Consider the following 19,264-nt stretch of genomic DNA (forward strand, 5'->3'; position numbering starts at 1 on the left):
CATGAGTGCGCTCGCCGCCGTCGCCGCCCTGCTCGCCCGGTGGGACGACGACGCCTGGGTCGCGCTGGCCAACCGCGGGCTGCTCCGTCGCGCCCGCAAGGACCTCGAGGCGTCGCCCCCGGCGCTCGTCGACGACGCCGACGACCGGGTCGTGGTGACGGTCGGCCCACGCCGCGTCGAGGTGCCGGTGACCGGTCCCGCAGGCGCCACCTGCGACTGCCCCAGCCCGGTCACCTGCCAGCACGTGCTCACCGCCGGCCTCTGGCTGGCCGGGCAGGCGGGCGACGACGACGGCGAGGCGCTGCACGACGAGCTGATGGCGCTCGACGTCGACGCCCTCGTCGCCCTGGCCGGCAAGGCGGGCGTCCGCTGGGCGCACCAAGCCGTGCTCGACCGGACGTCGGCCGACCCGGGTGACGGTGGCGACGGCGGTGACGGTGGCGTGGGTGGGCAGGGTGGTGGCATCGCCCTGGAGCGCGGGGCCTACCTCGCCGTGACGTTCCGCCGGCCCGACGTCGTCGCCCGCTACGCCGGCGGCGGGCCGGGCGCGATCGTCCTCGACCAGAAGGTGACCAAGCCCGAGCGCTGGCAGGCCGCAGCCGTGCTGGCCTGGCAGCGCGCCCACGGGCTCGAGCTCCCGCCGCCCGCCGCGCCCGCCCGCAGCACGGCCCCCACCGAGCGCGGGCTGTCGCGCACCGACTCCCGTGACCGGCTGCGGCGGTCGGTGGCCGCGCTCCTCGAGGACCTCGTCCGCATCGGCGTCTCCCACCTCAGCCCGGCCGTCCACGACCGGCTCACCACCTCCGCCACCTGGGCGCAGGGCGCCGAGTACCCCCGTCTCGCGCTGCTCGTGCGCCGGCTGGCCGACCAGGTCGACCTCGCGCTGGCCCGCGACGCCCGCGCCGACGACCAGCAGCTGCTCGACGAGGCCGCCGTCGCCTACGGCCTCGTCGCGGCCCTCACCGCCGCCGCCGCGCGGGGGCACGAGCCACCGCACCTCGTCGGCCAGGCCCGCACGTCGTACGACGCGGTGCGCTCGCTCGACCTGGTCGGCCTCGGCGGGGTGCCGTGGCGGGTCGGGTCGGGCTACCACGGCCTGACCTGCGTGTTCTGGAGCCCGGAGCGTCGACGGTTCTTCACCTGGGGCGACACCCGGCCCGAGGACGTGGTGGGGTTCGACCCGCGGGCGCGGTGGACCCAGCCCGCGCCGTGGAAGGGCCTGGCGGCGCCGGCCACCACGTCGGGCCGCCGGCTGGTGCTCACCGGCGCCCAGGCGAGCGCCGACGGCCGGCTCTCGGGGGTCTCGTCGACCTCGGCCGTGGTCACCCCCACCGACAGCGACGACCTGCTCGGGGTGCTGCCCGCGGTCGACCGGTGGGCCGACCTCGGCCGACGAGGCGTACGCAGCCTGCTCGCGGCGGCCGACCGGTCGGCGGCCTGGGCCGTCCTGCGCCCGGCGGCGACGGGAGACCCGGTCTTCGACCCGGCCCGGCAGGTGCTCTCCTGGCCGCTGCGCGACCCCGACGGCGACGTCACGGTCCTCGAGCTGCCGTGGTCGCGGCTCCAGGCCCACGCCATCGCCAGGGTCGAGGCGCTGGGCCCGCTGACCGCGGGGTCGCTGGTCGTGGCGCGGTTGCGTCGGGTGCGCGGCGCCTGGCACGGCGAGCCGCTCAGCGTCGTCCGCCCGGGCCGCGAGATCAACCCGGTCGACGCCCTGCACTTCGACGGCGAGCCGCGGTCCTCGCTCGTCGGGCGGCTGCTCGAGTCAGCCGCGCCCGACCGGGCCGGTGACGTCGACGAGGTCGCCGAGACGCCGGGCTCCGTGCCCCCCGCCCTGGCGGCCCTGCGCTCGACCCTCGAGCGGCGGGCCCAGCGAGGGTGCGCCGGCGTCGCCGACCGGGCCGTGCGCGACGAGGTGGCCGCAGCGCACCAGGTGCTCCGCGACGCGGGGTGGACCGTCTTCGCCGAGCCACCCGCCGGGGTCGACCCGGCCGCGCTCTGCCTGCGCTCGCTCTACCTCGTGCTGCAGGTCGAGCGCGCCCTGACCTGACCGGTCACCGGCCCACCGTCGCTCGGGGTCGACCCTCAGGCGCCGTACGGGGTGGCGTCGACGACGACGACCTTGAGGGTCTTGCCGGTCGGTGCCTCGAACTCGACCGTGTCGCCCTTCGACGCGCCGAGCAGGGCCTCACCGAGCGGGGCCTGGGGGGAGTAGACGTCGACGTCGACGTAGTCCTCGTTCTCGCGGGCACCGAGGAGGAAGGTCTCGGCCTCGTCGTCGTCGTCACCCTCGAACTTGTAGGTGACGACCTTGCCGACCGTGACGACGCCGTCGTCCTCGGCGGGGTCGGAGACGGCCTTCTCCAGCACCTCCTGGAGGGTGCGGATGTTGGCCTCGTTCTTGCCCTGCTCCTCGCGGGCGGCGTGGTAGCCGCCGTTCTCCTTGAGGTCGCCCTCGTCGCGGGCCTCGCTGATGCGGGCCACGATCTCGTCGCGCACGGGGCCCTGCAGGTTGGCCAGCTCGGCCTGCAGCTTCTCGTGGGCCGTGGTGGTCAGCCAGATGGTGTCCTGCTGCTCGGTGGGCTGCGACATGCGTGTACTCCTCTAGTGCGGATCGGGGGATCGGGTCGGGCGTCGCGAGCCGGGGCGGCGAGGGCGCGCTGGGCTCAGCGGGACGGCCGAAGCCGCGACCCTACCAAGAACGCCCCCGGAGCGCCGGTTCACCGCGGGGGGTGAAGGGGCGGCCGACGGGAGACCGGGTGGTCAGCGGGGGCGCTGCTGGCCGGGGGCCGTGCAACCGACGAGCTCGACCGCCTCGGCCCGCCGCTCGGTGGCCACCGTCTCCTCGACCCGCGTCGTGCCGGCCGGGACGGTGAAGGTGCGGCTGCCGACGAGCACCCGGGTCGCCCCCTGCTTGCCGTAGGCCTCGAGGGTGCAGGTGGCCTCGTCGACGCCCTCGGCCATGTCGATGGTGAAGCGGGCGGTGATCTCGCGGTCGCTCGTCGGGGTGTCGAAGGTCAGGTTGCCGGAGGCGACGTCGGGACTGGCCTGCACCAGCACCACCCAGGCCAGCCAGCCGGCCGCGGCGACCAGCACGGCCACGACGGCGCCCACGAACAAGCGGCGGCGGTGCGGCGACGGGGCGCCGTACCGCTCGGCCAGCACTGGGTCGGGCGACGTCACGGGTCCATCCTAGGATCGGAGCCATGCCGCAGGACCCCAGGCCTCGCGCGGGCTCCCACGCAGGATTCCGCCTCATGCACGTCCACGCCCACCCCGACGACGAGTCGAGCAAGGGCGCGGCCTCGACGGCCAAGTACGTCGACGAGGGCGTCGACGTGCACGTGGTGACGTGCACCGGCGGCGAGCGGGGCTCGATCCTCAACCCCAAGATGGACCGGCCCGACGTGCTGGAGAACATCACCGAGATCCGGCGGCAGGAGATGGAGCGCGCCCGCGACATCCTCGGTGTCAGCCAGGACTGGCTCGGCTTCGTCGACTCCGGCTGGCCCGAGGGCGACCCGAAGCCGCCGCTGCCCGAGGGCTGCTTCGCGCTCGTGCCGCTGGAGGAGTCGACCGAGCGGCTGGTGCGGCTGATCCGCGCGTTCAAGCCGCACGTCATGACGACCTACGACGAGCGCGGCGGCTACCCGCACCCCGACCACATCCGCTGCCACGAGGTGTCGGTGGCCGCGTTCGAGGCGGCGGCCGACCCGGAGCGCTTCCCCGAGGCGGGCGAGCCCTGGCAGGTCCTCAAGCTGTACTACCACCACGGCTGGAACCACGAGAAGATCACCGCCCTGCACCAGGCGATGCTCGACCACGGCCTGGAGTCGCCCTACGAGGAGCGGCTGCGCGACTGGAAGCCGGAGCCGGAGTGGGAGGCCCGGGTGACCACGCGCGTGGAGTGCGGGACGTACTTCGGCACCCGCGACCAGGCCCTGCTCGCCCACGCCACCCAGATCGACCCCGACGGCTTCTGGTTCGCCATCCCCCGGGAGGTCCAGGTCTCGGTCTGGCCCACCGAGGACTACGAGCTCGTCGCCAGCCAGGTCGGACCGCTGCGTCCGGCCGAGGGCTACGAGGACGACCTGTTCGCCGGCATCACGCTGGCCGACGACGGTGACCAGGCCGGTGGGAGACTGGAGGCATGAGCCTCACCAGTGTCGTGCTCGCCGCCGCTCCCCAGGACGAGGACGTCGTCGCGGGCTGGACCGCGTTCGCGCTCTTCGTCGCGCTCATCGTCGTCGTCGCGCTGCTGGGCGTGAGCCTCACCCGCCGCCTCAAGAACGTCGACAAGGCGGCCGAGGCCGGCCTGTACGACCCCAGCGACCCCAAGCGCGAGCGCCGGGCCACCGGCCTCGCCGCCGCCCGCGAGATGCACGCCCAGCGCGCTGCCGACGACGCCGCCGAGGACGAGCAGGCGCGCCACGACGCCGACCGCCGCGGTCCGGCCTCCGCCGACTGAGGCGACGACGAGGCCCAGGGTGCGTCGACAGAGCTTGGTCGACGAGCCCTGAGGACCACGACCCGGGTGGTGGTCCTCGGCCTCCGCGCCGGCCGGTCCCACACGTTGACAGTTCTACTGTCATCCTGAGTCGGATCGGAGTAGGTTCGCGGACGTGACCGCGGACACCTATGACTACGTCGTGATGGGCGGGGGGAGCGCGGGCGCCGTGCTCGCCGCCCGGTTGAGCGAGGACCCGGGCACCTCGGTGCTCCTCCTCGAGGCGGGCCCCGCGCCCGAGATCGACCCGGTGACGATCCCGGCGGGGTTCGTCGGCCTGGTGAAGACCAAGTGGGACTGGGGCTACAGCACCACCGAGCAGAAGCAGCTGCACGGCCGCCGCGCCGCCTGGCCGCGGATGAAGTCGCTCGGCGGCTGCTCGGCGATGAACGCGATGATCTACATCCGCGGCAACGCCGTCGACTACGACGCCTGGCGCGACCAGTTCGGCGCCACCGGCTGGGGGTACGACGACGTCCTGCCCTACTTCCGCAAGGCCGAGGCCAACACCCGCCTGGCCGGGCCCTTCCACGGCACCGACGGCCCGTTGGTCGTCGAGGACCGGCGCTACACCCACGAGCTGACGACCGCATGGGTCGAGAGCGCGGTCGCGGCCGGGTTCAAGCGCAACGACGACTTCAACGGCGCCGAGCAGGAGGGTGCGGGCGCCTACCAGGTGACGTGCAAGGACGGTCGCCGCTGGTCGACGTACGACGCCTACCTCAAGCCCGCCCTGGACCGGCCCAACCTGACGATCACCACGGGGGCGCTGGCCACCCGGGTCGAGATCGAGGGCTCCGGGGGGAGCCAGCGGGCCACCGGGCTCAGCTTCCGCCAGGGCGGCCGCGAGCACACCGTGCACGCCCGCCGCGAGGTTCTGGTCTGCGGCGGCGCGATCGGCAGCCCGCAGCTCCTGATGCTCTCCGGCGTCGGCCCGGCCGCCCACCTGGCCGAGCACGGCATCACGGCCAAGGTCGAGCTCGCGGGGGTGGGCGAGGGCATGCAGGACCACCCCTACACGCCGATGGTGTGGCACACCCGCGGCACCACCGACCTGGCCGAGCTCAACACCCTCGGCAACTTCGCCCGTTGGAAGGCGCGCGGTCGTGGCCCGCTGACGTCCAACGTCGCCGAGACCGGCGCGTTCTGGCGCACCCGCGACGGGCTGCCCGCCCCCGACCTGCAGGCCCACGTCCTGCCCACCGGCCTGTACGGCGACGGCATGGTCGAGCCCACGAGCCGGATGGTCACCGTGCTCTCGACCCTGGTCGGCACGACCAGCCGCGGCCACGTCCGGCTCCGCTCGGCCGACCCGTCCTGGCACCCGGAGATCGAGGCGGCCTACTTCGACGACCAGACCGACCTCGACGCGATGGTCGCCGGCTGCCGGCGCATCGTCGAGGTGGCCCAGCAGGGCCCGATGGGCGAGCTGCTCGACCGGCCGTTCATCCTCAGCGAGACCCCCAGCGACGAGGACCTCGTCGAGCACGTGCGGCTGTGGACCCAGACCACCTTCCACCCCACCTCGACCTGCGCGATGGGCTCCGGCGACGACGCCGTCGTCGACCCCGAGCTGCGGGTGCGCGGCGTCGACGGGCTGCGCGTCGTCGACGCCTCCGTCATGCCGGCCGTGCCGCGCGGCAACACCAACGCCCCGACCATCATGGTCGCCGAGAAGGCGGCCGACCTCATCAGGAGCGCTCGATGACGACCCTCGACGACCGCCCGGCCGACGCCGGCCCCGCGGCCACCTTCGACTCCCTCAACCCCATCACCGGTGACGTCGTCGCCGCCCACCCCGTGCACTCCGAGGAGGAGGTGCGCGCCGCGGTCGCCCGGGCCCGCGAGGAGGCGGTGTGGTGGGCCGCGCTGTCCTTCGACGAGCGCGCCGAGCACCTGCTGCGCTGGAAGGGCGTCATCACCCGCCGCCTGGCCCAGCTCGCCGAGCAGATGCACCTCGAGACCGGCAAGCCCGACGGCGACGCGCTGCTCGAGGCCGCGCTCGCGATCGACCACCTCGACTGGGCGGCCAAGCACGCCGAGAAGCTGCTCAAGCGCCGCAAGGTCTCCTCCGGCCTGCTCATGGTCAACCAGTCCGCCTCGGTCGCCTACAAGCCGCTGGGCGTCGTCGGCGTCATCGGCCCCTGGAACTACCCCGTCTTCACGCCGATGGGCTCCATCGCCTACGCCCTGGCCGCCGGCAACGCGGTCGTCTTCAAGCCCTCGGAGTACACCCCCGGCGTCGGGGAGTGGCTGGCCCGCACCTTCCTCGAGGCCGTCGGGCGGCCCGTGTTCTCGGTGGTGACCGGCCTGGGCGAGACCGGGGCCGCGCTGTGCCGCGCCGGCGTCGACAAGGTGGCCTTCACCGGCTCCACCGCCACCGGCAAGCGCGTCATGGCCGCCTGCGCCGAGACGCTGACCCCGGTCGTCATCGAGGCCGGCGGCAAGGACGCGGTCATCGTCGACCACGACGCCGACCTCGAGGCCGCCGCCGACGCGGTGCTGTGGGGCGCCTGCGCCAACGCCGGGCAGACCTGCACCGGCGTCGAGCGGGTCTACGTCCACGAGAAGGTGTACGACGCCTTCGTGGCCGAGCTGGTCAGCCAGGCCGAGCAGGTGCGGGCCCACGACGGTCCCGACACCCAGCTGGGCCCGATCACGATGCCGAAGCAGATGGACGTCATCCGCGCCCACATCGACGACGCGCTGGCCCGCGGCGGCCGCGCGCTGGTCGGCGGCAAGGACGCGGTGGGGGAGCGGTTCGTGCAGCCGACCATCCTGGTCGACGTGCCCGAGGACTCCCTCGCGGTGTGCGAGGAGACGTTCGGGCCGACCGTCACCGTGGCCCGGGTCGGCACGGTCGAGGAAGCCGTGCGGCGCACCAACGCGACGTCGTACGGGCTGGGCTCGACGGTGTTCAGCAAGGCCCGCGGCATGGAGATCGCCGAGCGCATCCGCTCCGGCATGACCGCGATCAACGGCGTCATCACCTTCGCCGGGGTGCCGGCGCTGCCGTTCGGCGGCGTGGGTGACTCGGGCTTCGGGCGCATCCACGGCGAGGACGGGCTCAAGGAGTTCACCTACGCCAAGGCGATCACCCAGCAGCGGTTCAAGGCGGCGCTGCCGCTGACGTCGTTCAAGCGCACCGACAAGCACGAGCAGCAGCTGGTCTCGCTGCTGACCATGCTGCACGGGCGCGGCACCACGCTGCCCAAGCTGGGCAAGCCGGTGCGCCGCGCCCGCTAGGTCCTCAGCCCTGCTCGGCCTGGGCGGCCTCGACCTGGCGACGCACGTCGTCCATGTCGAGGCCGCGCACGCCGGCGATGACCTGGTCCAGCGCCGGGGCGGGCAGGGCACCCGGCTGGGAGAAGACCAGGATCCCGTCGCGGAACGCCATCAGGGTCGGGATCGACCGGATGCCCGCCGCGCCCGCCAGCTCTTGCTGCTCCTCGGTGTTGACCGAGCCGAAGGTGATGTCGGCGTTGGCCTCCGAGGCCGCCTCGTACGTCGGCGCGAACTGCTTGCACGGGCCGCACCACGACGCCCAGAAGTCGACGAGCAGGATGCCGTCCTTCTCGACGTGGTCGGCGAAGTTGTCGTCGGTCAGCTCGATGGTGGCCATGGACACCACCGTAACCCGGTGGCATGCTGAGCCAGATGGCTAAACATTTCGGCAGGTACGACGACGGGCTCGACGCGGTCGCGACCGCGCTGGCCCACCGTGGCCGCCGCCAGGTCGTGGCCCGGCTCGCGGGCGGTCCGGCCACGAGCAGCGAGCTGGCGGCCGACCTCGGCGTCGCGCTGCCGACCCTGCAGCGCCACCTCGGCGTCCTCGACGCCGCAGGCCTGCTCGACTCGGCCAAGTCCGGCCGCGTGGTGACCCACCGGCTGCGCCCCGACCCGCTGCGCGAGCTCGACGGCTGGCTCGCCGCCCGCACGTCCTTCTGGACCCACCAGCTCGACCGCCTCGAGCAGGCCCTCGACCCCGGCCCCGACCCGGACCAGGAGCAGCCGTGACCCACGACGTCCTGACGACGACCCGCACCTTCGCCGTCCCGCCCGAGCGCGTCTGGTGGGCCTGGACCACCGCCGAGGGGCTGGCCACGTGGTGGTGGACCCACCTGCCCGGCACGACGTACGCCGTCGAGCCCCGCGTCGGCGGGCGCTACCGCATCGAGGCGGGAGGCGCCGGGTTCGGCGTCACCGGCGAGGTGCTCGAGGCCGAGGCGCTGCGCCGGCTCGTGGTCACCTGGCACTGGCTCGACGACGGCGAGCCCGGGGAGCAGGAGCGCGTCGAGGTCGTGCTGACCCCGGTCGAGGGCGGCACGCGCCTCGATCTGCGCCACACCGGGCCGTGGACCACGGCGCAGCCCGCCGAGGACTACCGGACCGGGTGGACCCAGGTGCTCGACGCGCTCGCGGCCCGTGGGTAGGGCCGGCGCCGGCTAGCGCAGGGCGTAGGTCGCCATCGACACGCCGATGTAGTGGCTGACGAAGGCCAGCACCGTGAAGGTGTGGAAGACCTCGTGGAAGCCGAACCACTGCGGCCACGGGTTGGGGCGCTTGAAGCCGTAGACCACGCCGCCGAGGGTGTAGAGCGCGCCCCCGGTCACGATGAGCACGAACACGCCGATGCCGAGGCCGACGCCCAGGTCGATCGCGCCGTCGTAGAACGCCGGGATGAAGAAGACCGCCGCCCAGCCGAGCGCGATGTAGATCGGGACGTAGAGCCACCGCGGCGCGTCGGTCCAGAACACCCGGAACGCCACGCCCAGCAGCGCCCCGCCCCACGCGACGGAGAGCAGCAGCACCTCCGAGGTGCCGTCGAGCAGGATGATGCTGAACGGCGTGTAGGACCCCGCGATGAGCAGGAAGATGTTGGCGTGGTCGAAGCGCCGCAGGAACGCCCAGGTGCGCGGCGACCACGTGCCGGTGTGGTAGATCGCCGAGACGCCGAAGAGCAGCAGCGCGGAAGCGGTGAACAGCGCCGAGCCGACCTTGGTCGCGGTCGTGGGGGACAGGCAGATCAGCACGATGCCGCCGGCCAGGGCCAGCGGCACGGTGCCGAGGTGCAGCCAGCCGCGCAGCCGCGGCTTGACCGCGGCCAGGGCGCCCTCGGCCTTGTCGCCGAGGGTCTCCAGGCCCGCGCGGACGGCTTCGTTCGCAGAGTGGAGGGCCTGGTTCATGCCCCCAGGCTAGCCGCCCGGACCCCACCGCGGGCCGGGACCGCGGTGAGACCCGTCCTGAGCGACGGCGGGCGCACGGCGACGCTCAGGCACCGGGGATGTTGATGCCCTCCGAGGGCTGGACGATGACGAAGCCCTGGCCCTGGAAGGCGACCTGGAGGGCCTCGCCGGACCCGCGGCCGATCGCCCCGCCCAGGCTCATCGTCGACTTCAGCGACGTGTCGAGGTGGGCCGACCAGGCCACGATCGCGTCGGTGTCGGCGAACGTCGGCGCCTCGGCCGCGTTGAGCACCACCGGCTCGCCGTCGGTCACGATGGCGACCCAGCCCGTGCCCCGGATCGTGGTGTTGAACAGGCCGCCGGCGAGCATCGAGCCGCCCTTGACCCGCTCGATGTTCCACTGCATCGAGGCCGAGAAGGCCAGCACGTTCTTGCCGTTGGCCGAGATCCCGGTGTTCTCCAGGTGGAGCAGGTGCACGTGCTTGCCGGTGTCGGCGATGAACACGTCGCCCTGGCCCTCGACCCGCATCAGCGGCAGGCCCTCGCCGGTGAGCGCCTTCTTGACGAAGCGGCCGGCGCCGCCGCCCTGGAAGTGGAACTGCACGTTGCCCTGGTAGGCCACCATCGAGCCCTGCCGCGCCATGAAGGGCTCGGTGACCCGCACCCGCAGCATCTTGGAGTTCTGCAGGCGCGGGCCCGGACCCTCGGTCTCGGCGAAGCGGCCGTCGACCAGGTCGCCCTTGATCCCGGCGAACGCGTCGCCGGGCGGCTGCTGCCCGCCGCCGTACCCGCCCTGGGGCTGCTGCCCGCCGCCGTACCCGCCCTGGGGCTGTTGGCCGTAGCCGCCCTGGGCCTGGCCCTGGGGCTGGGTGTGCTGGTGCTGGGGCTCCTGGGACTGCTGGGGCTGCTGCGGCTTGGCCTGCTGCGCGCCCGCACCTGGCAGGTCGAGCGGCTCGGTCGACTGCGTGCCCTGGTCGCTGACGTGCTCGGTCCACTGCGAGCCGTCCCAGTAGCGCAGCTCGTGGCGGCCGGTGGGATCGGGGTGCCAGTCGGCGTTCATGCGTGCTCCTCGGTCGGGTCAGTGCTGCGGCGGGTGCTCCTCCGGGTGTCCTACCATCGCGGGGTGGCGGACTGGAAGCGGGGCGCGCGACGGCTGCTCTACCCGGCCTACGAGGCGCGGGTCCTGCGGCGCATGCCCGACACGCTGCCCCAGCACGTCGGCGTGATGCTCGACGGCAACCGGCGCTGGGCCAAGGCCGTCGGCCGCGACACCGCCCACGGCCACCGGGCCGGCGCGGCCAACATCGAGCCGTTGCTCGGCTGGTGCGACGAGGTCGGCATCCAGGTCGTCACCCTGTGGCTGCTGAGCACCGACAACCTCAACCGTCCGGCCGCGGAGCTCGAGCCCCTGCTGGCGATCATCGCCGACGCGGTCGACTCGCTCGCCGACCAGCGCAAGTGGCGCCTGCACCCCGTCGGCGCCCTCGACCTGCTCCCCGACGAGGTCGCGACCCGCCTCAAGGCCGCAGCCGAGGCCACCGCCGACGTCGACGGCATGCTCGTCAACGTCGCCGTGGGGTACGGCGGGCGCCGCGAGATCGCCGACGCCGTGCGGTCCCTGCTGCACGAGCACGCCGAGAAGGGCACCAGCCTCGAGGAGCTCGCCGCCACGCTCGACGTCGAGCACATCGCCGCCCACCTCTACACCAAGGGCCAGCCCGACCCCGACCTCGTCATCCGCACCTCCGGCGAGCAGCGGCTCGGCGGGTTCCTGCTGTGGCAGAGCGCCCGCTCGGAGTTCTACTTCTGCGACGCCTACTGGCCCGACTTCCGCCGCGTCGACTTCCTGCGCGCGGTGCGCGCCTACGCCCTGCGCGAGCGCCGGCACGGCGTCTGAGCTCGCCCCGAGGCGTCGACAACCCGTCACCTCGCGTTCGGGCGTGTCGCCGCTCGCGCGCGACCCGCGCGCCGTACGTTCGCGGCAGTGGCGAGTGGGGAAGCTCGCCGCACCGGGAGGCCCGAGCGTGAGCGATCACGACCTACGCACCAGCGGCGGCACGCGTGCCGTCACGGTGGGAGGACGCCGGCACTCCGGCGTTCGGGCTCCTCTCCGGTCCACCAGCGCTGCCTAGGACCGGGCGAGGGGTGCCCGCACGGTCATGTCAGGAGACCACCGTGGCCCAGACCGCTGACCAGGCCCGCACCTACGTGCTCGACACCAGCGTCCTGCTCGCCGACCCGGCGGCGATGCGCCGCTTCGAGGAGCACGAGGTCGTGCTGCCCGTCGTCGTCATCACCGAGCTCGAGGGCAAGCGCCACCACCCGGAGCTGGGCTACTTCGCCCGCACCGCGCTCCGGATGCTCGACGACCTGCGGGTCACCCACGGCCGCCTCGACGAGCCGGTGCCCGTCGGCGACCACGGCGGCACGATCCGGGTCGAGCTCAACCACACCGACCCGACCGCGCTGCCGTCGGGCTTCCGGCTCGGTGACAACGACACCCGCATCCTCGCCGTGGCCCGCAACCTGGCCGACGAGGGCCGCGTCGTCACGCTGGTGTCGAAGGACCTGCCGATGCGCATCAAGGCCTCGGCCGTCGGCCTCGACGCCCAGGAGTACCGCGGCGAGCGCGTCAGCGACTCCGACGTCGGCTTCTCCGGCATGGCCGAGCTCGACGTCGAGGCCGCGGCGCTCGACGAGCTGTACGACGACGGCGTCGTCGACCTGGCCGCCGCCCGCGACTTCCCCTGCCACCAGGGCCTGGTGCTGCTCTCCGACCGGGGGACGGCGCTGGGTCGGGTCGGCCCCGACAAGCAGGTCCACCTCGTGCGGGGCGACCGCGAGGCCTTCGGCGTCCACGGCCGCAGCGCCGAGCAGCGGGTCGCGCTGGAGATGCTGCTCGACCCCGAGGTCGGCATCGTCTCCCTGGGCGGCCGCGCCGGCACGGGCAAGTCGGCCCTCGCGCTGTGCGCCGGGCTCGAGGCCGTCCTGGAGCGGGGGCAGCACAAGAAGGTCGTCGTGTTCCGGCCGCTGTTCGCCGTCGGTGGCCAGGAGCTCGGCTACCTGCCCGGCTCGGAGTCGGAGAAGATGTCGCCCTGGGGCCAGGCCGTCTTCGACACCCTCGGCGCCATCACCACCAGCGACGTCATCGACGAGGTGCTGGCCCGCGGGATGCTCGAGGTGCTGCCGCTGACCCACATCCGCGGCCGCTCGCTGCACGACGCCTACGTGATCGTCGACGAGGCCCAGTCGCTGGAGCGCAACGTGCTGCTGACCGTGCTCTCGCGCATCGGCGCCAACTCCAAGGTCGTGCTCACCCACGACGTCGCCCAGCGCGACAACCTGCGGGTCGGGCGCCACGACGGCGTCGTCGCGGTCATCGAGAAGCTCAAGGGGCACCCGCTCTTCGCCCACGTCACCCTCACCCGCTCCGAGCGCTCGCCCATCGCCGCGCTGGTCACCGAGATGCTGGAGACGGCCACCGTCTGAGGCCTGCCGGCGTCACGCTGGTCGAGTGAGGCGCCCCGGCGCCTGTCTCGAGGCCACGAGGCCGCAGCGGTCCCGTGGTCTCGAGACGGGACCCCGTCCCTCCTCGACCACCGTGCGGCCGGATCGGTCCCACGCCGGTGACCCTCGACGGAGTCGCGGTGCGACGCAGGTCGTACGTGACGTGCGGGCTCGGTGTGACGTCTGTGGCCGGTGTGACGCCTGTGCCTCAAGATTGCCGCATGTCGTCCACCGGGCACGGCCGTTCGGTTTGCGTCGCCTCAAGCCAGCGTGCATGGTGGTCGAGATCTTGAGTGGTCCCGTGCACGTGGACCCAGCCGATCGCCACCGACCGACTGTCGTCCATCCAACGGGTAGCCCTGTCTTGTCGAAGCACGTGAAGCACGTCCCGAAGCACCGCGCCCCCTCCAAGCGGCCGACCCTCGGGGACCTCGTCCCCGACAGCCTCGAGAAGCTGCCGGTCTCGCCGCGCAAGGCCGTGGGCACGACGCTGCTGCTGTCCACCATGGCCGTCGCCGCGACCGGCACGACCGTGGCCGCGGGCGTCGCCGGGGGCGGCCCCGCCGACGTGGCGGAGGCGGTCGACCACAGCGCGACCGGCGTGACCACCGCCGGCAGCGACGCCGACACGCCGGCCGAGGAGTCGGGCGTCCTCAGCGGCTCGCTCGATGCCACCGCCGACCTGCTCGCCGCCGCGCCCGTGGTCCCCCGCGAGCCCACCCTGTCGCGCTCGGCCGACCGCCGCGACCGCACCGACCCCCTCAAGGCCACCGCGCTCTCCGCCGACGCCGCCGGCGAGGTCGAGGCCGGCGTCCAGGACCTCGCCGACTCCGACCCCCGCGACATCGCCCGGGCCCTGCTGTCCGAGTTCGGCTTCTCCGCCGACCAGTTCGGCTGCCTCGACTCCCTCTACATGCGCGAGTCCGGCTGGAACCCCACCGCCGACAACCCGACCTCCTCGGCCTACGGCATCCCGCAGGCCCTCCCTGGCTCGAAGATGTCCTCCGCCGGCGCCGACTGGGCCACCAACCCGGTCACCCAGATCCGTTGGGGCTTGGGCTACATCCGCGACCGCTACGGCAGCCCCTGCGGCGCCTGGGGCCACTCCGAGTCCGTCGGCTGGTACTAGCCCCTTTGGGCGCGAGCGGCGTCGCGCGCGTCCGTCGGCTCTGGGTCCCGTTGGTACGGCGCGTCGCCGCGCTGCCGCACCGGGCCGGTCCGCCTGGGTGGCCCTCGGCTGGGCCTCCGGCCTGCGGTCGGACTCCGCTCGCCGTCGGCGCTGCCGCGCCGGGCCGGTCCGCCTGGGTGGCCCTCGGCTGGGCCTCCGGCCTGCGGTCGGAATCCGTTTCGCCGTCGGCGCTGCCGCGCCGGGCCGGTCCGCCTGGGTGGCCCTCGGCTGGGCCTCCGGCCTGCGGTCGGAATCCGTTTCGCCGTCGGCGCTGCCGCGCCGGGCCGGTCCGCCTGGGTGGCCCTCGGCCTGGCCTCCGGCCTGCGGTCCCCACGGTGGTCGAGGTGCGAGGAGCGCCAGCGACCAGCCTCGAGACCTCTGCAGCCACCGGTCAGCGCGACCACACGGTGGTCGAGGAAGGCCCGCTGGGGCCTGTCTCGAGACCACGGGGCGGCCGGGTTCAGGAGCAGGTGAAGAGGGTGACCGCGCCGTCGTAGGTGCGGGGCCAGCCGTCGGCGGGCGGGTCCCAGTCGACGTCCTCCCGGCTGGAGCGCAGGTAGGCCAGGGCGGCGGCGCGGTCGGCGAAGACGGCGCGGGGGACGAGGTCGTCGCGGCGAACGTCGTCGAAGTGCCGGCGCAGGACCCGCTCGCCGTTGTCGCTGGAGAAGGTGGTCACGAGCGGGCCGCCGCCGGCCTCGGTGCGCAGGGCAGCCAGGTGGGCGTCGCCGTTGGTGACGACGACGAACGTGCCGCCGGGCCGCAGGACCCGTCGCACCTCGCCGAGCGCCCGGTCGAGGTCGGGCACGTGGTAGAGCATCCACAGCGCCGCCACGACGTCGACGGAGTCGTCGGGCAGCGGGAGGTCCTGCACGTCGGCGACCCGGGCCTCCAGCCCGCGGCTGGCGGTCAGCTCGACCATCCGCTCGGACTGGTCGAGCGCGAGCACGGCCGCGTCGGGCAGCGCGTCGGCCACGCGGGCGGCGAACATGCCCGTGCCGCAGCCGACCTCGACGTACGAGCGCGGGGTGGCGGCCACCACGGCGGCCAGGGCCTCCGTGGCCGGGTCGCGGCCGTCGGCGGTCGGGTGCCACACGGTGGTGCGGACGGCCAGGTGCTCCTCGGTGCGGTACTGCGCCCGGACCGCATCCCGGTCGACCATGCTCACGCGCCGGTCATCCCCTCCACGTCCAGGGCCTCGTCGAGCTCGGCCTCGCTGATCTCGCCGCGCTCGACGTACCCCAGGGCGATGACGGTCTCGCGGATCGTGCGGCCCTCGGCGAGGGCCTGCTTGGCGACCTTGGCGGCGGTCTCGTAGCCGAGCTGCTTGTTGAGCGGCGTCACGACCGAGGGCGAGGACTCGGCGTAGCGGCGCATCCGCTCGGCGTCGGCGGTGGTGCCGTCGACGCAGCGGCGGGCCAGCAGGGTCGTGGACGTCGAGAGCAGCCGCACCGACTCCAGCACGTTGCGGGCCATGACCGGCATGGCCACGTTGAGCTCGAACGCGCCGCTGGCCCCGGCGGCAGTGACCGCGGCGTCGTTGCCGACGACCTGGAAGCAGACCATCAGCGTCGCCTCGGGCAGCACCGGGTTGACCTTGCCGGGCATGATGCTCGACCCCGGCTGCAGGTCGGGCAGGTGGATCTCGGCCAGGCCCGTCGTCGGGCCCGACGACATCCAGCGCAGGTCGTTGCAGATCTTGGTCAGCCCGACCGCGATGGTGCGCAGCACCCCGCTGAGCTCGACGAGGGAGTCGCGGGTGCCCTGGGCCTCGAAGTGGTTGCGGGCCTCGGTGAACGGCTGCCCGGTGGCCTCGGCGAGCACCTCGATCGTGCGCGCGGCGAAGCCGGGCGGGGTGTTGATGCCCGTGCCGACGGCCGTGCCGCCCAGCGGCAGCTCGCGCACCCGGGGCAGCACCGACTCCAGCCGCTCGGCGGCGTAGGCCAGCGTGGCGGCGTACCCGGAGAACTCCTGGCCGAGCATCACCGGGGTGGCGTCCATGAGGTGGGTGCGCCCCGACTTCACCAGGCCGCCGAACTCCTCGGCCTTGGCGGCCAGCGAGTCGTGCAGGACGCCGAGGGCCGGCAGCAGGTCGTCGACCACGGCCAGCGAGACGGCGACGTGGATGGCGGTCGGGAAGGTGTCGTTGCTCGACTGGCTGGCGTTGACGTGGTCGTTGGGGTGGGCCTCGACGCCGCTGCGGGCGGCGAGGGAGGCGACGACCTCGTTGGCGTTCATGTTGCTGCTGGTGCCCGACCCGGTCTGGAAGACGTCGATCGGGAAGGCGTCGTCGTGCGCGCCCGCCGCGACCTCGCGGGCCGCGGCCGCGACGGCCTCGGCCACCTCGGGCGACAGCACGCCGAGCTCGCCGTTGACCACGGCGGCGGCGGCCTTGACGTGGCCGAGCGCGTGCACGAGGGCAGGCTCGATCGGGGTGCCGCTGATGGGGAAGTTCTCGACCGCGCGCTGGGTCTGCGCCCGCCAGAGGGCGTCGACGGGCACCTCCACCTCGCCCATCGAGTCGTGCTCGGTCCTCGTCTGACCGCTGGTCGCGCTGGTGGTCTGGCCGCTCGGCTCCATGTCCGCCACGGTAACCACCCACCCCGGAGGTACGCGCGGCCCGGCGGCGCGTCCGTAGGCTGCGGCCATGTCGCAGTGGCTCGAGGACCTCAGCACCCTGCAGGTCCTCCTGCTCGTGGCCGCCGTCATCGTCGGCGGGTCGGTGCTGGCGGCCCTCCTGGGCGCGCTCCTGGTGCGGATGGGACGGCGGCGCCCGTGGGTCATCGAGCGGTCCAGCCGGCTCTCCATGCGGGGCCTGGAGCTCATCAAGCGGCCGCTGACCATCGTGGTGCTCGACGAGGTCATCGCGGTGATGCGCACCGGCCACTACACCAAGAACATCTCCGACGCCCTGCTGGAGAACCACGACGAGCTCAAGTCGCTGGTCGCCGAGAAGGTGCGGGCCGACCCCAACGCCCGGATCGTGAGCCGGCTGCCCGGCTACGACACCATCGTCGGCGAGGTCTCCGAGACGGTGCTGCGGGTCATCGTCGACATGCTCAACGACCCGCGCATGGACGAGCTGGTCAACGACCTGCTGCGCAACAACCTCGAGCAGATCAAGGTCTCGGTGCGCGAGCGCCACCACGAGGATGCCGAGCCGATGAAGCCCGCCGACCCGGTCCCCGCGCGGCTGCGCTACCGGCACGCCCGGGCCGGCTCCCCGCGCCCCGGCGGGGGTCAGGCGCCGCGTCCGCCGACGTAGAGCCAGTAGGTCTCGTCGCGCTCCTGCAGGCGCACCTCGAGCGGCACCGCGCGCACGTCGTCGAAGACCCGGCCCAGCGCGGCCTCCAGGCCACTCGACTCGGCCGCCGACCAGACCGCCAGGGCGCCGCCGGGCCGCAGCACCCGTCCTACGTCGCTCAGGAAGGGCTCCTCGTAGAGCGCGGCGTTGGCGTCGTGGACGAGGTAGCCGGGCCCGTTGTCGACGTCCAGCAGCACCAGGTCGTACGACGCCGGGCGGGCCTCGGCCACGGCGACGGCGATGTCGGCGACCACGACCCGCACCCGGCCGTCGGCCAGCAGGCCCGGGCCGTGGGGGACGGTGCCGTCACGCATCCACCCGACCAGCGCCTCCTCCACCTCGACGACCGCGCACACCTCGACCCGGGGGTCGGCCAGCACCTCGTGCATCGTGAAGCCGAGCCCGAGGCCGCCGACGACGACCGCGCGGGGCTCGGCGACCGTGTCGAGGGCAGCCCGGGCCAGCGCCCGCTCGGTCGAGACCTCGACGGTGTCCATGACGAACACGCCGTTGGCCCGCAGCTCGAGGGCGGGGGCGCCGGGCGGGTCGTCGGGGCCGGGACGGCGCTCGCGCAGGACCAGCTCGCCGCGCTCGCTCTCGGCGCGGGCGATCTCGACGTGGTCCACGTACCCAGCCTGTCAGCCCGTTCTCATGGGGCTCTCACCTGGGACCCCTACGGTCGTTGAGACATCAACTACCGGACCACCTCGACCCGCTCGGAGGCCGACATGATCCCCACCCTCTTCCGTCCCCGCCCCGCCGGCGCCGCCCAGGACGCCGGGCTGCTGCTGCTCCGTGCCGTGCTCGGCGTCGTGCTCGTCGCCCACGGCTGGCAGAAGCTCGTCGACCAGGGCTTCGGCCCCACCGCCGACGGCTTCGGGGCGATGGGCATCCCCGCGCCCGAGGCCGCGGCTGCGTACGCCATCGCCGTCGAGCTGGGCGGCGGCGTGCTGCTCCTGCTCGGCGCCCTCACCCCGCTCGTCGGCCTGCTCGTCGCGGGCAACATGGCGGGCGCGCTGTGGTTCGTGCACCGCGACGCCTTCTTCGCCACCGACGGCGGCTACGAGTTCGTGCTGACTCTCGGCGTCGCCGGCTTGGCCCTCGCGGCGCTGGGCAGCGGTCGCTGGTCGGTCGACCGGGCGCTGTTCGGCCCCGAGTCCGGCGCCGCCGCGCCGGCCGAGCAGCGCGAGGCGCAGCCCGCCGGGGCCCACGTCAGCCGCTGACGATCTCCTCGGCGTGGGCCGCGACCCACGCCAGCAGCGGCGACATCGCCTCGACGAGGCCCTCGCCGAGCGGCGTGAGGGCGTACTCCACCCGCGGCGGCACCTCGGGGTGGGCGGTCCGACTGACCAGGCCGTCCGCCTCGAGGGTCTTGAGCGTCGAGGCCAGCATCTTCTCGCTGATGCCGCCGACCGCTCGGCGCACCTCGCCCCAGCGCAGCGTGCCGTCGGCCAGCGCCGCCAGCACGAGCACGCCCCACTTGCTGGTCACGTGGTCGAGGACGACGCGCGAGGGGCAGGCCGGGGTGAAGACGCCGTCCTGCTGGTCGCGCAGGGTCTGCAGGCTGAGCACGTCGTCATGCTAACCAAAAGGTG

21 protein-coding genes are annotated in these 19,264 nt (G+C 73.8%); 12 read left to right on the plus strand and 9 right to left on the minus strand.

All coding sequences use genetic code 11. The features are described 5' to 3' along the window. Position 1: 1 nt before the first annotated feature. The gene (locus FJQ57_RS04290) at positions 2-2,050 is read left to right on the plus strand and encodes a hypothetical protein (RefSeq protein WP_139977953.1); all 2,049 of its coding nucleotides are present in this window, start codon (positions 2-4) and stop codon (positions 2,048-2,050) included. 35 nt (positions 2,051-2,085) lie between these two features. On the opposite strand, the gene greA is transcribed toward FJQ57_RS04290, so the two are convergent. Both greA and FJQ57_RS04300 read right to left on the minus strand, forming a co-directional pair. Continuing rightward, a complete protein-coding gene (gene greA / locus FJQ57_RS04295) occupies positions 2,086-2,592 on the minus strand; it encodes a transcription elongation factor GreA (RefSeq protein ID WP_139977954.1) in 507 nt (168 codons plus the stop codon). A gap of 171 nt (positions 2,593-2,763) precedes the next feature. Continuing rightward, on the minus strand, positions 2,764-3,183 hold the full coding sequence (locus tag FJQ57_RS04300; RefSeq protein ID WP_139977955.1) for a DUF4307 domain-containing protein: 420 nt from the start codon (positions 3,181-3,183) through the stop codon (positions 2,764-2,766). A gap of 74 nt (positions 3,184-3,257) precedes the next feature. Here FJQ57_RS04300 and mca point away from each other — a divergent pair, with 74 nt between their 5' ends. From mca to FJQ57_RS04320, 4 genes are all read left to right on the plus strand, one after another. Beyond that, on the plus strand, positions 3,258-4,154 hold the full coding sequence (mca, locus tag FJQ57_RS04305; protein ID WP_246081580.1) for a mycothiol conjugate amidase Mca: 897 nt from the start codon (positions 3,258-3,260) through the stop codon (positions 4,152-4,154). Further along, a complete protein-coding gene (locus FJQ57_RS04310; RefSeq protein ID WP_139977957.1) occupies positions 4,151-4,468 on the plus strand; it encodes a hypothetical protein in 318 nt (105 codons plus the stop codon). The genes mca and FJQ57_RS04310 overlap by 4 nt, the downstream gene beginning before the upstream one ends. 154 nt (positions 4,469-4,622) lie before the next feature. Then, on the plus strand, positions 4,623-6,215 hold the full coding sequence (locus tag FJQ57_RS04315) for a GMC family oxidoreductase (RefSeq protein WP_211348741.1): 1,593 nt from the start codon (positions 4,623-4,625) through the stop codon (positions 6,213-6,215). After that, complete coding sequence (locus FJQ57_RS04320; RefSeq protein WP_139977958.1) at positions 6,212-7,753, plus strand: aldehyde dehydrogenase family protein; 1,542 nt, start codon at positions 6,212-6,214, stop codon at positions 7,751-7,753. Before FJQ57_RS04315 ends, FJQ57_RS04320 begins: the two co-directional genes overlap by 4 nt. Positions 7,754-7,757: 4 nt before the next feature. On the opposite strand, the gene FJQ57_RS04325 is transcribed toward FJQ57_RS04320, so the two are convergent. Next, complete coding sequence (locus FJQ57_RS04325) at positions 7,758-8,129, minus strand: thioredoxin family protein (RefSeq protein WP_139977959.1); 372 nt, start codon at positions 8,127-8,129, stop codon at positions 7,758-7,760. A 23-nt stretch (positions 8,130-8,152) separates the two neighbouring features. On the opposite strand from FJQ57_RS04325, the gene FJQ57_RS04330 reads away from it, so the two are divergent. Both FJQ57_RS04330 and FJQ57_RS04335 read left to right on the plus strand, forming a co-directional pair. After that, a complete protein-coding gene (locus tag FJQ57_RS04330; protein ID WP_211348742.1) occupies positions 8,153-8,524 on the plus strand; it encodes an ArsR/SmtB family transcription factor in 372 nt (123 codons plus the stop codon). Continuing rightward, complete coding sequence (locus tag FJQ57_RS04335) at positions 8,521-8,940, plus strand: SRPBCC family protein (protein ID WP_170219265.1); 420 nt, start codon at positions 8,521-8,523, stop codon at positions 8,938-8,940. The genes FJQ57_RS04330 and FJQ57_RS04335 overlap by 4 nt, the downstream gene beginning before the upstream one ends. 12 nt (positions 8,941-8,952) lie before the next feature. Here FJQ57_RS04335 and trhA read toward each other — a convergent pair whose 3' ends face one another. Then, positions 8,953-9,693, minus strand: a complete 741-nt coding sequence (gene trhA / locus FJQ57_RS04340) for a PAQR family membrane homeostasis protein TrhA (protein ID WP_139977961.1) — start codon at positions 9,691-9,693, stop codon at positions 8,953-8,955. 85 nt (positions 9,694-9,778) lie between these two features. Then, positions 9,779-10,753: an AIM24 family protein gene (locus tag FJQ57_RS04345; RefSeq protein ID WP_139977962.1), complete on the minus strand. Its 975-nt coding sequence runs from the start codon at positions 10,751-10,753 to the stop codon at positions 9,779-9,781. Between the two features lie 63 nt (positions 10,754-10,816). Here FJQ57_RS04345 and FJQ57_RS04350 point away from each other — a divergent pair, with 63 nt between their 5' ends. From FJQ57_RS04350 to FJQ57_RS04360, 3 genes are all read left to right on the plus strand, one after another. Then, complete coding sequence (locus tag FJQ57_RS04350) at positions 10,817-11,590, plus strand: isoprenyl transferase (protein ID WP_139977963.1); 774 nt, start codon at positions 10,817-10,819, stop codon at positions 11,588-11,590. Positions 11,591-11,868: 278 nt separating this feature from the next. Further along, the gene (phoH2, locus tag FJQ57_RS04355; protein WP_342775360.1) at positions 11,869-13,182 is read left to right on the plus strand and encodes an RNA 5'-3' helicase PhoH2; all 1,314 of its coding nucleotides are present in this window, start codon (positions 11,869-11,871) and stop codon (positions 13,180-13,182) included. A 394-nt stretch (positions 13,183-13,576) separates the two neighbouring features. Continuing rightward, positions 13,577-14,329, plus strand: coding sequence for an aggregation-promoting factor C-terminal-like domain-containing protein (locus tag FJQ57_RS04360; protein WP_246081581.1), 753 nt, complete (start codon positions 13,577-13,579; stop codon positions 14,327-14,329). Between the two features lie 499 nt (positions 14,330-14,828). On the opposite strand, the gene FJQ57_RS04365 is transcribed toward FJQ57_RS04360, so the two are convergent. Both FJQ57_RS04365 and FJQ57_RS04370 read right to left on the minus strand, forming a co-directional pair. Continuing rightward, positions 14,829-15,527 carry a class I SAM-dependent methyltransferase gene (locus FJQ57_RS04365; protein WP_246081675.1) on the minus strand — a complete coding sequence of 233 codons (699 nt, stop codon included), beginning with the start codon at positions 15,525-15,527 and terminating at the stop codon, positions 14,829-14,831. A 2-nt stretch (positions 15,528-15,529) separates the two neighbouring features. Further along, complete coding sequence (locus FJQ57_RS04370) at positions 15,530-16,945, minus strand: class II fumarate hydratase (RefSeq protein WP_139977966.1); 1,416 nt, start codon at positions 16,943-16,945, stop codon at positions 15,530-15,532. Between the two features lie 67 nt (positions 16,946-17,012). On the opposite strand from FJQ57_RS04370, the gene FJQ57_RS04375 reads away from it, so the two are divergent. Further along, positions 17,013-17,630, plus strand: coding sequence for an NAD-glutamate dehydrogenase (locus FJQ57_RS04375; RefSeq protein WP_139977967.1), 618 nt, complete (start codon positions 17,013-17,015; stop codon positions 17,628-17,630). Here the strand turns inward: FJQ57_RS04375 and FJQ57_RS04380 are convergent. Beyond that, positions 17,606-18,295 carry a spermine/spermidine synthase domain-containing protein gene (locus FJQ57_RS04380; RefSeq protein WP_139977968.1) on the minus strand — a complete coding sequence of 230 codons (690 nt, stop codon included), beginning with the start codon at positions 18,293-18,295 and terminating at the stop codon, positions 17,606-17,608. The two genes, FJQ57_RS04375 and FJQ57_RS04380, sit on opposite strands and share 25 nt — an antisense overlap. Before the next feature lie 102 nt (positions 18,296-18,397). On the opposite strand from FJQ57_RS04380, the gene FJQ57_RS04385 reads away from it, so the two are divergent. Continuing rightward, positions 18,398-18,892: a DoxX family protein gene (locus FJQ57_RS04385; protein WP_139977969.1), complete on the plus strand. Its 495-nt coding sequence runs from the start codon at positions 18,398-18,400 to the stop codon at positions 18,890-18,892. Here the strand turns inward: FJQ57_RS04385 and FJQ57_RS04390 are convergent. Further along, positions 18,882-19,241: a winged helix-turn-helix transcriptional regulator gene (locus tag FJQ57_RS04390; RefSeq protein ID WP_139977970.1), complete on the minus strand. Its 360-nt coding sequence runs from the start codon at positions 19,239-19,241 to the stop codon at positions 18,882-18,884. The two genes, FJQ57_RS04385 and FJQ57_RS04390, sit on opposite strands and share 11 nt — an antisense overlap. Positions 19,242-19,264 lie beyond the last annotated feature (23 nt).

Origin of the sequence: Nocardioides litoris (genome assembly GCF_006346315.1) — a bacterium.
GTDB classification, from domain to species: Bacteria; Actinomycetota; Actinomycetes; order Propionibacteriales; family Nocardioidaceae; genus Nocardioides; species Nocardioides litoris.